This is a genomic window from Mesorhizobium sp. Cs1321R2N1 (genome assembly GCF_037179725.1).
Taxonomy (GTDB): Bacteria; Pseudomonadota; Alphaproteobacteria; order Rhizobiales; family Rhizobiaceae; genus Mesorhizobium; species Mesorhizobium salmacidum.
This window is the reverse complement of sequence record NZ_JAPYKP010000159.1, coordinates 1-14,398: the sequence shown is the minus strand read 5'-3', so window position 1 is coordinate 14,398 and position 14,398 is coordinate 1. Positions and strand designations below refer to the sequence as shown.

The window sequence follows — 14,398 nt, the reverse complement described above, 5'->3', positions numbered from 1 at the left end:
TGATCAGCCGGAACAAGCTGATCCAACGTCACCATCTCGAGCGCGGTCTGTTCAGGGGCGGGTCGCTTCAACATGACCCAGTGAATCAAAAACCCCAGGCAAAAGCCAGGGGTTTGTCAGCAGTCTGGCGGCGGGAACATCCCGCCGCCTTTCTTGCTTGTCGTGCAAACAGCCGGATTATTTATAGAGGCTGTTGATCCACTGGATGTTGGCGGCGTTCAGGCGCACGGCGGTGTTCGCGTCGGGGCTTTCCGCCACGTTGACGCCGGTGATGATGCGCTGCTTGGAGTTGTTGTCGTAGGCATAGACCGAGCTGCCGCTCGACCCCGGGAACGTATCGCAGTCATACTGGAAATATTCCGGAGCGATGTTTTCGGCATGCACCTCGCAGTTCGCCTTCCACATCGTGCCCATCGGCTTGTCGCCGGGGTAGCCGACGAGATTGGCGGTGAAGTCGCCGAGATCGTCATAGTTGGCATAGCCCAGCCAGCCCAGGTTGGTGCCGACATCCTGTTTCAGCGTGATGATGCCGAGATCCCACGGGATGACCGAGCCGTAATAGCCTTGGTAGTTGTCGATGAAGCCCTGCAGCACATAGGCGCTTTCATAGGTGAAGGCGCCGAATGGGGCGTCGTCCGCCGTGCCGCCATTGAGGCCCGGCACGAACAGGTAGTCGGAGAGCCAGTCCTTGTCCTCGTGGCTGTAGAGGCAGTGCGCCGCGGTAAGCACGGTGCGCGGGCCGATCAGCGTTGCCGAGCAGTTGCCATAGCCGGTCTTCGACTTGGCTTCGAGATAGCCGATTGCCGAGAACGGATAGGTCTTGGTGTTCTTGACCTGCTCACGATCGTCGGTGCCGAAAACCTGGCGTCCGGCTTCGCCTTCGCCAAGCCCTGGATCCTCGGTCTTGCGCGGACCGCCCTCGGCGCCATTGGCCGGCGCATTCAGTTCCTTGATGATGAGCTCGCGCAGCGCTTCGCTCGGTTCGATCTTGATTTCCTTGCCATCGGCGGAACGTCCGACGATGCCATAGGATTTGACAGCTGTTTTTTCATCGGTGATCGGCGCGGCGCGGCTGTCTTCGTCGGTCAGCGTCGGCGGCGCGATCGGCTTGGCCCGCCCGGGCTTGTAGTCGCCCGAAGTCACGTCCCGCATGCTTTCACCATTGCCGGCACTGGCGGAGCCAGGATCGGCGGCGAAAGCAGGGGCTGCCAGCATTGCGGTGGAAAGCAATGCGGACGCAATCATGAAGTTTGTCAGTTTTGTCATGGTGAGACTCTCCCAAAAGAAAGCGGCTCTCGGAGACCTGTCGCACCGCATGCGCTATTCGGAAAAGGGCATCGATGCCGCGGCCGATGCGATTGCCGCCGACATGACGGACCCACTGACCGGCAACATGATCTGCGCCGGCACCACCAGCGGTGTGCGTGACGCCTGCAATGGCGACAGCGGCGGACCGCTGTTCATGACCGGCGCCGGCGGCCCCGTCCAGGTCGGCGTCGTCAGTTGGGGCGAAGGCCCGGCTGATGGCAGCGCTGCCTGCGGCCACAAGGACGCCTATGGCATCTACACGCGGCTGGCCAACTACACCGGCTGGATCGAGGCCAGGATGAAAACACAGGCCCCAGCACCCGAAAAGCCCAAGGCCGGGCTCGGCACCGCCCAGAAGCCAAAGTCGCCCTGACGCCACCGCTTCTGCCGGCTTGCGAGGCGGACTATTTCCTCGGCGGACCTTTGCGCTCGGCGGAGGCCGCCCACAGATTGATGTCGGACTCGCGCGCGTAAGTATCAATCTCGGCCAGTTCGGCATCGCTGAAATCGAGCACCTTGAGCGCGCCGACGCAGTCCTCGACCTGCTCGGGCCGGCTGGCGCCGATCAGCGCCGAAGTAACCCGGCCCCTGCGCAGCACCCAGGCCAGCGCCATCTGCGCCAGCGTCTGGCCGCGCTTGCCGGCGATCGCGTTGAGCGCCTTGATGTTGGCGATGGTGCGGTCGTTGATGAAGACTGTCTTCAGCGACTTGCCTTGGGACGCCCGGCTGCCATCGGGAATGCCGCTGAGGTATTTATCGGTCAACATGCCTTGCGCCAGAGGCGAGAACACGATGGAGCCGACGCCGAGCCCTTCGAGCGTATCGAGAAGGCCGTCTTCCTCGACCCAACGGTTCAACATCGAATAGCTCGGCTGGTGGATGACGCAGGGCGTGCCCAATTGCCTCAGTATGTCGGCGGCCTCGCGGGTGCGCTGCGAATTGTAGGACGAGATGCCGGCATAGAGTGCCTTGCCCGAACGCACCGCATGGTCGAGCGCGCCCATGGTTTCTTCGAGCGGCGTGTCGGGATCGAAGCGGTGCGAATAGAAGATGTCGACATAGTCGAGGCCCATCCGCTTCAGGCTCTGGTCGAGACTGGCCAGCATGTATTTGCGCCCGCCCCATTCACCGTAGGGACCCGCCCACATTTCATAGCCGGCCTTGGTCGAGATGATCAGTTCGTCGCGATAGGCGGAAAAATCGGTGCGCAGGATCTCGCCGAAAGCCGTCTCGGCCGAGCCGGGCGGCGGCCCATAATTGTTGGCCAAGTCGAAATGGGTGATGCCGAGGTCGAAGGCCTTGCGCACGATCGCCTGCTTGGTCCGATGCGGCGTGTCGTCGCCGAAATTGTGCCACAGCCCGAGCGAGATCGCCGACAGCTTGAGGCCGGACCGACCGCAACGGTTGTAGATCATTTTTTCGTAGCGGTTCTCAGCGGCGACATAGGGCATGGGAAATCCTCGAATCTGAACGGACAGGGCACCGTCATCGCAGAGGCGATGAGCATGCCCGTACCTCATCCTTTACCCCCTCCCCGGAGGAACGGGGAGAGGGGCAAGCAAGATTATCGATAATCCGCGACCTATTTCTTCTTTGCCAGAAGATCCTTGGCTTGCTTGACGCCAAGCGCGGCCGGGCGCTCGCATGTGGTTTGCATGGCGACGAACTTGCCGGTTTCGCCCGAGCGCAGGAGGCCGGTCATGACATCGACGGCATGCAGCGCGAGTTCCATCGAACAGCGGTGCGGCCGGCCTTCAGCGATCGCCAGCGCCATGTCGGCGAGGCCTGATGTGCGGTAATTGGCCATCATGCCCTGGCCGTGCATCTCATTGGGGATGCCGAGCGGGTGCTTCCATTTCGGCAGCTTCTTGACCGGCTTGCCTTCTTCGGTGAAGCGCACGTCGCCACCGAAGAAGTTCGGATCCGGCACGAACACGGTCCCGGCCTCACCATAGAGTTCCATCGGCGCGTGGCCGTGAGCCCAGACGTCCCAGCTGGTGTTCAGCGTCACCACGGCGCCGTTCTCGAATTCGAGCAGGCCGTGAATGGTGGTCGGCGTGTTGACCGGGATTTTTTCACCCGCGCGAGGCTTTGAGCTGATGGTCCGCTCCTTGGCCGGAGTCGTCGCGAAAGCCGCCACCTGCTTCACCGGCCCGATCAGCTGGATCAGATTGGTGATGTAATACGGCCCGATGTCGAGCACCGGCCCGGCGCCCGGCTGGAAGAAGAAATCGGGATTGGGATGCCAGTGTTCCATGCCGTGGCCCATGACGTGGCAGGTGCCGCTGGTGATCCTGCCGAGCTTTCCCTCATCGATCAGTTCACGCACCAGCTGGTGCGCGCCGCCCAGGAACGTGTCCGGCGCCGAACCGATGCGCAGCCCCTTCTTCTCGGCCCGCGCCTTGAGGTCCTGGCCTTCCCTAAGCGACAGCACGAACGGCTTTTCCGAATAGACATGCTTGCCGGCATCGAGCACCTGCTTCGACACCTCGTAATGCACGGCCGGAATGGTCAGGTTGACGATGATGTCGATGTCGTCGGCCTTGAGCAGATCCTCGACGGTCTCGGCGCGGAGCTTGAATTCCTTCGCCCGCGCCCTGGCCACATCCATGTTGATGTCGGCGCAGGCACGCATCTCGATGCCGCGAAACAGCGGCGCCAGCGAAAAATAGGCCTTCGAGATGTTGCCGCAGCCGATGACGCCAATACCCAGTTTCTTTGCCATGGTGGTTGTTCCTAGTAGCTCTTGACGGTTGCGATCGAGCGGCGGGCGAAGCGCTCGATGTCGTTGGGATTGTCCTGTTCCATGACAAAGTATTTTGCCGCGCTCTTGGCCCGCAACACCTTGATCAGGCCGGCCCAGTCGATTGTGCCATGCCCGACATCCGACCAGCCATCCTCATCCAGCCCCTCGCCAGGCTTCGCCATATCCTTGACATGGACGGCGACGATGCGCTGGCCGTGCTTCTCGATCCAGGGCAGCGGGTCGGCGCCGCCGCGCACCACCCAGGCAACGTCCATTTCCCAGCCAATATTGGGGGCGGACGACAGGATATGGTCCTGCGGCAGCGAGCCGTCGGCGAGCGTCTTGAATTCGAAATCATGGTTGTGCCAGGCAAAGCCATAGCCGGCCTTCGAGGCCAACTCGCCGACCTTGGCCAGACGCTCGCCGAAGGCGCGCCAGCCGGCGGCGTCGGATGGCCTGTCCTCGGCCATCAGATAGGGGCAGATCAAAAGCTTGACGCCGAGCGTTTCGGCGATCCTGCGCACGCCGTCGAAATCCTTCTCCAGCGCATCGATGGAAAAATGCCCGGTCGGCATCGAAAGGCCGTTCTTGTCGAGTTCGGCGCGGAAGGCCTTGGGATCGTCATAGACGCCGCCGAAGCCTTCGACCTCGGTGTAACCGAGCTTGCCGAGCATTTCGAGCACATCGGTCCAGGGCAAGAAATTGCGGGCGCTGTAAAGTTGGAATGACCAGTTCATCGTCTCTGTCCGTTCTGCTTGGGATTGTCTTTGGGAGGATGGTTTTCTTGGGAGCTACATGCGGTTTCCGGATGGGGTGTCGAACAGCGAGGCGCGGGCGGGATCGAAACCGATTCGGATCGGATCGCCATTGCGCAGCGTTTTTTCCGCCTCGACACGGAAGGAAAAAATGCGGCCGCCGAGCTTCGTCCATACCAGCGTATCGGAGCCCATGGGCTCGACGATTTCGACGGCGGCATCGGTGGCAAAGGGCATGGAATTCGCGGCCTCGCCAAAGGCAACGTGCTCGGGCCGGATCCCGAACACGCAAGGCCCGCTCTTGTCGCCGGTGCCGTCGAAGCTGTAGCGATCGAGCGGTATGGTCAAATCCCCGGTCTTGAACACTGCCGTCGTGCCGGTCTCCAACTGCCCCTCGACAAAGTTCATCGCAGGTGAGCCGAGGAACCCGGCAACGAACCGGTTGACCGGACGGTTGTAGATGGTTTGCGGCGCGTCGAGCTGCTGGATGACACCGCCCTTCATCACCGCTATGCGATCGGCCAGCGTCATCGCCTCGATCTGGTCATGGGTGACGTAGATCATCGTGTTCTGCAATTTACGGTGCAGAAGTTTGATCTCGACGCGCAGTTCGGAACGCAGCTTGGCATCGAGATTGGACAGCGGTTCGTCGAACAGGAAGACGTCGACATCGCGCACCAGCGCCCGCCCGATGGCTACGCGCTGGCGCTGGCCGCCGGAGAGTGCGGCCGGCTTGCGCTGCAAAAGCGGCTCGATCTGCAGGATCTCGGCGGCCCGCGCGATGCGCTTGGCGATCTCGTCCTTGGCGATGCCGGCGACGCGCAGCCCGAAGGACAGGTTCTTCTCCACCGTCATCTGCGGATAGAGCGCGTAGGACTGGAAGACCATGCCGATGCCGCGGTCCTTGGGCTCTTCCCAGGTGACGTTCTTGCCCTTGATGAAGATACGGCCTTCGGAAATGTCGAGCAGGCCGGCGATGCAGTTGAGCAAGGTCGACTTGCCGCAGCCGGAGGGGCCGAGCAGCACGATGAACTCGCCTTCGGCGACATCGAGGTTGAGCGTCTGCAGCACCGAGATGGCGCCGAAGTTCAGCGACAGATCCTGGATCGAAACACTGGTACCGTTCGCCGCCATTGCCATCACCCTTTCACCGCGCCGGCGGCGATGCCGCGCACGAACAATTTGCCGGAAATGAAATAGACGATCAGCGGCACCAGCCCGGTCAGGATGGTGGCGGCCATGTTGACGTTGTATTCTTTCACGCCTTGCACCGAGTTGACGATGTTGTTGAGCTGCACCGTCATCGGATAGGTGTCGGGGCGGGTGTAGACGACGCCGAACAGGAAGTCGTTCCAGATGCCTGTCACCTGCAGGATGATGGCGACGACGAAGATCGGCAGCGACATCGGCAGCATGATGCGCAGATAGATGCCCCAGAAGCCGGCACCGTCGACGCGCGCCGCCCGGAACAGCTCTTCCGGCATGGAGGTGAAATAATTGCGGAACAGAAGCGTCAGGATCGGCATGCCGAAGATGGAGTGCACGATCACCAGGCCGGTAAGGCTGCCATAGAGGCCGATCTCGCGCAGGATGATGACTATGGGATAGATCATCACCTGATAGGGAATGAAGGCGCCGACGATCAGGATGACGAAGAACGTGTCGGCGCCCTTGAAGCGCCAGTTGGCCAGCGCATAGCCGTTCACCGAAGCGATGGCGATCGACAGGATCACCGAAGGAACGGTGATGCGCACCGAGTTCCAGAAACCACGCGAAAGCCCATCGCAATTCAGGCCGGTGCAGGCCTGCGACCACGCCTTGACCCAGGGCTCGAAGGTGATCTCGAGCGGCGGCGAGAAAATGTTGCCGAGACGGATCTCCGGCATACCCTTGAGCGAGGTGACGACCATCACATAGAGCGGCAGAAGGTAGTAGAGCGCGACCACCACAAGCGTGCCGTAGAGGAAAATGTTGCGGCGCGAGAACATGTGCCGCGGCTTTGGCCCGCTCGGGCCGGAGGCATCATCCCGCCGGTTTGACGACGTGGCGGACAAGGCGACGGCATGGTCAGACACGCTTGCGGCCTCCGAATTCGAGATAGGCCCACGGCACGATGACGATCATCACCGACAGCAGCATCATGGTCGAGGCGGCAAAACCCTGGCCGAGGTTCTGGGCGAAGAACATGTAGTCGTAGACATATTTGGCCGGCACTTCGGAGGCGATGCCCGGCCCGCCGCTGGTCTGCGCGACAACGAGATCGTAGACCTTCACGATGCCTGACGCGATGATCACCAGCGTGGTGATGAACACCGGCCGCATCATCGGGATGATGATGAACAGATAGGTCTTCCACATGGGTATCCCGTCCACCCGTGCGGCCTTCCAGATGTCCTCGTCGATCCCGCGCAGGCCCGCCAGCATCAGGCACATGATCAGACCCGTGCCTTGCCAGAGCGCAGCGATCGATATGCCGTAGATGACGATGCTGGAATTGTAGAGCGGATTGAAGTCGAAGCTGGTCCAGCCGAGGCTTCGTACCACGCCCTGGACGCCAAAATCCGGATTGAGCAGCCATTGCCAGACAAGGCCGGTGACGATGAAGGAGAGTGCGAAGGGGTAGAGAAAGATGGTGCGGAACGTGTCCTCGAAACGGATCTTCTGGTCGAGCAGGGCAGCCAGCAGAAACCCGATCACCAGCGAGAACACCAGTGAGATCACGCCGTAGATCAGAAGGTTCTCGATCGAGATCAGCCAGCGCGGCGTCGCCCACAGCCGGTAATACTGGTCGAGCCCGACGAAATTCAGCCGCGGCAGGAGCTTCGAATTGGTGAAGGAATAGAGCACCGTCCATGCGGTGCCGCCGACAAAGACCACCATTGCGGTGAGGATCATCGGGATCGAAGCGACCTTCGCATTGAGATTGCGGAAGAGTTGGCTCGGGCGTTCGCTCTTGCTCATCGGTACAGTCGTGCTGGATCGGATAAGGGCGGAAAGTCAGGCACGCCTGGGCTCCCGGCCCTGCCTGGCAAGGTCGGGAGCGAGGCGGCTCACCAGTCGTCAGTCAGCCGAAGCGATGATGTCGGCGAAGCGCTTCTGCGCATCTTCGAGGCTCATGTCCGGCTTGGCGAAGAATTCGGAGAAAAGGTCCTCCTTCTGCTTCTGGCTGTCCTGTGAGAGCAGCTGGTCCGTCCATGGGATGACCGCGCCCTTGGCCAGGATGGCGAGGCCCTTCTTCATGCAGTCATTGGCCGCGTTGAGGTCGACGTCGCCGCGCACCGGCAGCGAACCCTTCTTGAGGTTGAAGGCAACCTGGGTCTTGGGATCGAGCAGCGTTTCGGCCAGCACTTCCTGCGCCTTGGCCTTGTCGGCATCCTTGAGCAGCGGGAAGTAGAAGGCGTCGCCGCCCGTGGCGATGACCTCGTTCAGGCCAAGACCGGGAAGGCAGGTATAGTCCTTGCCGGCGGTCTTGCCGGCGACCTGGAACTCGCCTTGAGCCCAGTCGCCCATGATCTGGCCGCCAGCCTTGCCGGTGATGACCATGTTGGTGGCCTGGTTCCAGTCCTGCACATTGGTGTTTTTGGCCATCTTGCGCGCGTCGTCCGCGGCCTTGAAGACCTTGGCGACTTCGGGACCGGCGGCGAACTTGGCGTCCTTGTCCTTGTAGACCTTGAGGAAGGCGTCGGTTCCACCGACCGCGGCAAGCAGCACGTCGAAGGCGCCCGATGCCTGCCAGGCCTGCCCGCCGACCGCGAGCGGCACGATGCCTGCCTTCTCCAGCGCCGGGGCCGCGGCCACATACTCATTCCAGTTCTTCGGCACCGGAACGCCGGCCTTCTCGAAGGCCGCGTTCGACAGCCACAGCCACTGCCAGGAATGGATGTTGACCGGCACGCAATAGATCTTGCCGTCGATCGTGCACGAGTCGAGCAGGCTCTTGGGCCGTACCACCTCCGTCCACTTGCCCTTGGTGGCGACATCGGTGAGGTCGCGCATCAGGCCGGCCTGCACCAGTTCTTCCGCTTGCCGGCCATGGTTGAATTGGGTGGCCCCCATCGGATCGCCGCCGGTGATGCGGCTGATCATGATCGGCCGCGCCGTGCCGCCGGATCCGGCGATCGCGCCGTCGACCCAGTGATTGCCTGTGGCGTCGAATGCCTTGGCGAGTTCGGCGACCGCTGCCGCCTCACCGCCGGAAGTCCACCAATGGGTGACTTCCAGATCGGTCGCGGCCGCCGGCCCGGCGAAGTTGAGCGCAACCGTCGCTGCAAACGCAGCGGTCAGGAATTTATATCGCATTTCGGCTTCCTCCCAGAAATCTGAAACGTTACAGATTTTCGATACGGCAATTGAAGACTATGCGCAACCCCCTCCGGCAAGCATCGGTTTGATATTTTTCGAGCCGCGAACAAAATCGTTTCGTTGCGGCCTTATTGTGCGACGCAATGAGCAAGGGTGCGCCGCACAATGAGCAAAAGCAGCAAGAAACTTGCTAGGAGCATGCTTCCCTCTGAAACCCAACGATTTTTCGCCACGCGGTTGACGATGTCTTTCCGAATCCGCCAGCACCCATTTTTACACCGATCGTGACAAGCTGTAACGTTTCAGTATATTGCTTCCAATGCAGATGACGCGCCATGGGAAGTGGCCGCAACATTGCCGGGCTGCCCGGCGGCTGCTATGCGCCTGATGGGCGGGACGGATGGACAGACGACGCACGGACAAGGATGACGAGGCGACGGCACAGGAGCGGCCGACGCTGAAGACGCTTGCCTTCATGACCGGCCTCGGCGTCACCACCGTCTCGCGCGCCTTGAAGGACGCGCCCGAGATCGGCGCCGAGACCAGGCGTCGTGTCCAGCTCGTGGCCAAGCAGATCGGCTATCGGCCGAACCGCGCCGGCGTGCGCCTGCGGACCGGCAAGACCAATGTCATCAGCCTCGTGCTCAACACCGAGCACGAACTCATGAGCTTTGTCTCCGACATCATCTATGGCGTGACGGAAGTCATTGCCGACACGCCCTACCACCTGATCGTTACACCCTATTCGCGCTCGCAGGACCCGCTGGATCCGGTGCGCTATCTCGTGGAGACCGGCTCCGCCGACGGCGTCATCATTTCGCGCACGCAGCCGAACGATCCCCGCGCCCGCTACATGCTGGAGCGCGGCATTCCCTTTGCCACGCATGGCCGTACCGATATGGGGCTGGTTCATCCCTATCATGATTTCGACAACTACGCTTTCGCGGCCGAGGCGGTGCGCCACCTCGCCGGCATGGGCCGCCGCCGGCTCGCTTTGGTGACGCCGCCGGTCGGTTTGAGCTACTACCGTCATACGGTCGACGGCTTTGCCGACGCGCTGAGCGAAGTCGGCGCCAGCGAGGTGCCGTTCAACACCGTCTCTATCGACCATTCGATCGAGCAGATCAGGATGAGGACGGCGCAGCTGATGCGGCGCGACATCAGGCCGGACGGCATCATCAGCAGTGCTGCAGCCGCGACGCTCGCTATCGTCGCCGGCATCGAGGATGCTGGCCTGAAGCTCGGCCGCGACGTCGACGTTGTGTCAAAGCAATCGTCGGAACTGCTGCATCTGTTCAGGCATGAATTGCTGGTCGTCAACGAAGATTTCCGGTTGGCCGGGTCCGAACTCGCCCGCTCGGTGCTCGGCTGGATCGGTGGTGCCGCGCCCGGCTCGCTGCAGAGCCTGAGCGAGCCGAAGGGCGTCGTGGCCTATCGGCGCTCCGACTGAGCATCGGCCCGGGTCGGAGCGCAAATCCGCATGCGTTTCGTGAAACAGTGAACCGTTCTAGTCGGCCGCGCCGCGGTTCAAATGGAGTTCGAAGCCTGCCGCTCCCGGATCACCCAGTTCGGCACGAAGCCGCATGCTCGGGATCAGGTAGTCGCCACCATTCTGGCGCCGGTAGGGAAGGGGCGCCGTGGTCGCAAGCGTCCGCATCCGTTCGCGCAGGCGTTCGGCGACAGGCTCGAAGCCGGCTTCGTTGAAACGGTCCACGCTATAGATCACGAACGGCGGAAGCACGTCGTAGCCCGGATAATAAAGGATCCCGTGATTGATCGGGAACAGCAGATCGTCAATCGCGCCGTTGACGCCACGCGGGGAATAATGGTCCTCCCAGCCACCGGCGGTCACGATCAGCATTGCTCGTTTGCCCACGAGCGTGCCCTCGCCGTACCGGTCGCCCCATCGCTTGTCGCTATGTTCACCGACGCCATAGGCGAAGCCGTAGGCAAAGACCCGATCGACCCAACCCTTCAGGATCGCCGGCATGGCGAACCACCACAGCGGAAACTGCAGGATCAGCGCATCGGCCCAAAGCAGCTTCTCGATCTCGGTCCTGACGTCTTCGGTCAGCGCATTGGCCTCGAACGCCTTTTTGGAGGCCGCCACCGGCACCAGCCGCGCATCCGGCGACAGGCCGGGGAAATCAGCACGGTCGACCTCCGATTTCCAGCCGTCGGCATAAAGGTCCGATATCAGCACCTCGTGGCCTTGAGCCTCGAGTTCCTTGACGGCGACGTCACGGAGCGCGCCGTTGAGCGATCGTGGCTCGGGATGGGCGAAGACAAGCAACACTTTCATGATGAGCGATCCTGTTGGAAGACGTTGGCCTTGAGATAGCCAATGCCCGAACGATCCGCTATGTCTTGATAATGCATAAAATTATGCCGATTAATGGATAAATCGGACATCACTCTGGAGCGCATGCGCACCTTCGTTCGCGTCGCCGAACGGGGCAGCTTTTCTGCGGTCGCACGTGAACTCGGGATCGGTCAGTCCACCGTCACCCGGCATCTGCGTGAACTCGAGGAAGCCGTCGGGGTGGCTCTGCTCAGCAGAACCACGCGGCGTGTCACGATGACCGATGAGGGCAGCCGTTACTATGCCGACAGCGTACAGATCCTGCGCCTTGTCGAACAGGCGAGCGACGAGGCCCGCGGCACGCGCGGAGCGCCCGCGGGCACGATCCGGCTCTCCTGCACCGCGGCCATTGGGGTGCTGCATGTCAGCCGGCTTATCTTCGCGTTTCAGGACCGCTATCGCGACATCGGCGTCGATCTCAGCCTCACCGACGAACGCATCGACCTTGTCACGGAAGGCGTGGATATCGCGCTTCGTCTCGGCCCGCTCACCGACAGTTCCATGAAGTTGCGGGCGCTCGGCCAGTCCCGGCGTCTGCTCGTGGCGGCGCCCGACTATCTCGCTGAACGCGGCAGGCCTGAAGATCCCCGTGACCTGGCCGGTCACGAGGGCATCCGCATGTCAAACGTGGCGGGCAGCGACACCCTTATGCTGCAAGGACCGGACGGCGAGCGCCATGTCGTGCCGCTTGCCGGGCGCCTTCGCGTCGACCACGGACTTGCCGCACGCGAAGCCTTGCTCGCCGGGCGCGGCATTGCGCCCGCCCATCAATGGCTTGTCGGCGATCTTCTGGCGTCCGGCCGGCTTGAGGCGATCCTGCCGGACTATGCGCTGCCGTCGGTTCCGCTCAGTATGCTGATCGTCCCCCAACGCGCGGGCATCGCCCGGGTCCGGCTGCTGGTCGATTTTCTTGCCCAACAGATCGGCGGCATCCTCGGGATCGAGAAAACGCATGTGGATCGGTGAGTATTTCCGGCACGGCATGCAAGCAATGCCGGGTATTCCATGAGAACGATTAACCAGCCGCGCCGCTGCCCCACGGCCCGTGGAACGCACCCTGCTCGCCAATGCGCTCGAAACCATGCGCACCGAAGAAGTCGCGCTGCGCCTGGATCAGGTTCGAGGTACCGCGGCCCTGGCGGTAGCTGTCGAAATAGGCAAGCGCCGAAGACAGCGCCGGCACCGGCGCACCGGCCTCGGAAGCCCTCGCGACGACACGTCGCAGCGACGGATGCGCCTCCTGCATCATGGTGATAAAGGCCGGTGCCATCAAAAGGTTGGTCAAAGCGCCGCCGCTGCCGAACGCTTCGGCCATCGTGTCGAGCATCTGCGAGCGGATGATGCAGCCGGCGCGCCAGATCTTGGCGATGGTGGGCATCGGCAGGTTCCAGTTGAACACCTTCGAAGCGCCGCTCATCACCGCAAAACCCTGCGCGTAAGCGGCGATCTTGCCGGCGAACAGCGCCAGTTCGAGGTCTTTCAGCAGCGCGTCCTTGTCGCCGGAAATTTTCGTCACGCCGATATTGCCATAGGCTTTTTCGGCTGCCTGCCGTTCGTCCTTGATCGACGACAGCACGCGCGCCGCCACCGCCGCTTCGATCGCTGTCGCCGGAATGCCGAGCTGCTGCGCCTCGATAACGGACCATTTGCCGGTGCCCTTCTGGCCGGCGCGGTCGAGGATGATGTCGACCACCGGCTTGCCGGTCTTCCGATCGTCGGCGGCGAGCACCTTGGCGGTGATCTCGATCAGGTAGGAATTGAGCCGGCCCTTGTTCCAGTTGGAAAACATCGTGCCGATCTCTTTCGGCCCCATGCCCAGACCATCGCGCAGGATGCCGTAGATCTCGGCGATCATCTGCATGTCGGCATATTCGATACCGTTGTGGATGGTCTTGACGAAATGTCCGGCGCCGTCAGTGCCGAGCCAGGCGGCACAGGGCTCGTCCTTGAACTTGGCGGAGATGGCGGTCAGCACCTTCTCGACACGCTTCCAGGAGTCTTCGGTGCCGCCGACCATGATCGACGGTCCGTGGCGCGCGCCCTCCTCGCCGCCGGAGACACCCATGCCGATGAAGGTCAAGCCCGAGCCGGACAGTTCCGAGAAGCGCCGCATCGTATCGCGGAAATTGGCGTTGCCGGCATCGATGACGATGTCGTTGTCGGACAGCACGCCGCGCAAGGCTTCGATCTGCTCGTCGACCGGCTTGCCGGCCAGCACCATGATGACGATCGGGCGTGGCGGCCGGATCGCCGCGGCGAGTTCCTCCAGACTGTAGCAAGGAATGACCATGTCCCTGAGCGCACCGGCGTTCTCGACGAAAGCGTCCGTGCGAGCCTTGGTGCGGTTGAAGACGGCGATGCGGTGCCCGTGCTCGGCGATGTTCAGCGCCAGGTTGGAGCCCATCGTGCCAAGGCCGATCAGGCCGATTTCGGCTTTTTCCATCTTTTCTTCCCTGTTTCCGGATCTGGTGTTTTCGAGCTCGAGCCCGTTCTTGCCTCGATGCCCATTATTGCTTGGATGATTGACGGGCCTTCAGGCCCGCGTCAACCGCCTCGCCCAATTGTGTTGTCGCGGCCATTACGGCCTGATGTCGATCGGCGCCTCGATCTTCACCATGTCGAAGTCCGAGACCAGTATGTCTATGCGCACCGTCCAGCGGCCGGGAACCGGGATGATGAGGTTGTCGACACGCCAGCTGCCGTCGCCGGGCCTGGTTGCCGCGCGGTTCAGCGGCTCGATGCCGGAATCGGGTTTCGACAGCACCAGCGTCACTTCCTTGGCGTCGAGCGGCCCGAAATCGCCGCTCATGATGATCATCGAGGCGGCGACCGGTCCGGCATGGCCAGGCGTGATGCTGAGATCGGCCATCGCCTGCAGCGCGTGGACGTGGACCGAAACCGGCTGGGCCGCGGCGATCGCCAGCG

The 14,398-nt window shown here is 62.4% G+C and carries 13 protein-coding genes and 1 pseudogene; 3 read left to right on the top strand and 11 right to left on the bottom strand.

The features are described 5' to 3' along the window. Nucleotides 1-177 precede the first annotated feature (177 nt). Nucleotides 178-1,266: a trypsin-like serine peptidase gene (locus tag O7A61_RS27525; RefSeq protein ID WP_337132467.1), complete on the bottom strand. Its 1,089-nt coding sequence runs from the start codon at nt 1,264-1,266 to the stop codon at nt 178-180. Between O7A61_RS27525 and O7A61_RS27520 the strand changes: the two genes are divergently transcribed. Next, complete coding sequence (locus O7A61_RS27520; protein WP_337132466.1) at nt 1,244-1,681, top strand: trypsin-like serine protease; 438 nt, start codon at nt 1,244-1,246, stop codon at nt 1,679-1,681. The two genes, O7A61_RS27525 and O7A61_RS27520, sit on opposite strands and share 23 nt — an antisense overlap. 31 nt (nt 1,682-1,712) lie before the next feature. Here the strand turns inward: O7A61_RS27520 and mgrA are convergent, their stop codons facing one another. From mgrA to O7A61_RS27485, 7 genes are all read right to left on the bottom strand, one after another. Then, nucleotides 1,713-2,759, bottom strand: a complete 1,047-nt coding sequence (gene mgrA, locus O7A61_RS27515) for an L-glyceraldehyde 3-phosphate reductase (protein ID WP_337132465.1) — start codon at nt 2,757-2,759, stop codon at nt 1,713-1,715. 131 nt (nt 2,760-2,890) lie between these two features. Beyond that, the gene (locus O7A61_RS27510; RefSeq protein ID WP_027143078.1) at nt 2,891-4,033 is read right to left on the bottom strand and encodes a Gfo/Idh/MocA family protein; all 1,143 of its coding nucleotides are present in this window, start codon (nt 4,031-4,033) and stop codon (nt 2,891-2,893) included. Between the two features lie 11 nt (nt 4,034-4,044). Further along, complete coding sequence (locus tag O7A61_RS27505; RefSeq protein ID WP_337132464.1) at nt 4,045-4,791, bottom strand: sugar phosphate isomerase/epimerase family protein; 747 nt, start codon at nt 4,789-4,791, stop codon at nt 4,045-4,047. A 54-nt stretch (nt 4,792-4,845) separates the two neighbouring features. Beyond that, nucleotides 4,846-5,949: an ABC transporter ATP-binding protein gene (locus O7A61_RS27500; RefSeq protein ID WP_027143080.1), complete on the bottom strand. Its 1,104-nt coding sequence runs from the start codon at nt 5,947-5,949 to the stop codon at nt 4,846-4,848. Next, entirely contained in the window at nt 5,949-6,884 is a 936-nt protein-coding gene (locus O7A61_RS27495; protein ID WP_337132463.1) for a carbohydrate ABC transporter permease, read from the bottom strand. Before O7A61_RS27495 ends, O7A61_RS27500 begins: the two co-directional genes overlap by 1 nt. Beyond that, entirely contained in the window at nt 6,877-7,770 is an 894-nt protein-coding gene (locus O7A61_RS27490; RefSeq protein ID WP_015315676.1) for a carbohydrate ABC transporter permease, read from the bottom strand. The genes O7A61_RS27495 and O7A61_RS27490 overlap by 8 nt, the downstream gene beginning before the upstream one ends. Before the next feature lie 99 nt (nt 7,771-7,869). Beyond that, nucleotides 7,870-9,108: an ABC transporter substrate-binding protein gene (locus O7A61_RS27485; protein WP_140503033.1), complete on the bottom strand. Its 1,239-nt coding sequence runs from the start codon at nt 9,106-9,108 to the stop codon at nt 7,870-7,872. A gap of 403 nt (nt 9,109-9,511) precedes the next feature. On the opposite strand from O7A61_RS27485, the gene O7A61_RS27480 reads away from it, so the two are divergent. Further along, nucleotides 9,512-10,561 carry a LacI family transcriptional regulator gene (locus O7A61_RS27480; protein ID WP_337132462.1) on the top strand — a complete coding sequence of 350 codons (1,050 nt, stop codon included), beginning with the start codon at nt 9,512-9,514 and terminating at the stop codon, nt 10,559-10,561. Nucleotides 10,562-10,618: 57 nt separating this feature from the next. Here the strand turns inward: O7A61_RS27480 and O7A61_RS27475 are convergent, their stop codons facing one another. After that, complete coding sequence (locus O7A61_RS27475; RefSeq protein ID WP_337132461.1) at nt 10,619-11,413, bottom strand: NAD(P)H-dependent oxidoreductase; 795 nt, start codon at nt 11,411-11,413, stop codon at nt 10,619-10,621. Nucleotides 11,414-11,506: 93 nt separating this feature from the next. Between O7A61_RS27475 and O7A61_RS27470 the strand changes: the two genes are divergently transcribed. Continuing rightward, nucleotides 11,507-12,439, top strand: coding sequence for a LysR family transcriptional regulator (locus O7A61_RS27470; RefSeq protein WP_337132460.1), 933 nt, complete (start codon nt 11,507-11,509; stop codon nt 12,437-12,439). 49 nt (nt 12,440-12,488) lie between these two features. Here O7A61_RS27470 and gndA read toward each other — a convergent pair whose 3' ends face one another. Together gndA and O7A61_RS27460 are read right to left on the bottom strand one after the other, a co-directional pair. Then, on the bottom strand, nt 12,489-13,916 hold the full coding sequence (gene gndA, locus O7A61_RS27465) for an NADP-dependent phosphogluconate dehydrogenase (RefSeq protein WP_337132459.1): 1,428 nt from the start codon (nt 13,914-13,916) through the stop codon (nt 12,489-12,491). A 135-nt stretch (nt 13,917-14,051) separates the two neighbouring features. Next, nucleotides 14,052-14,398: pseudogene (locus tag O7A61_RS27460) on the bottom strand (copper resistance protein CopC); the annotation flags it as partial.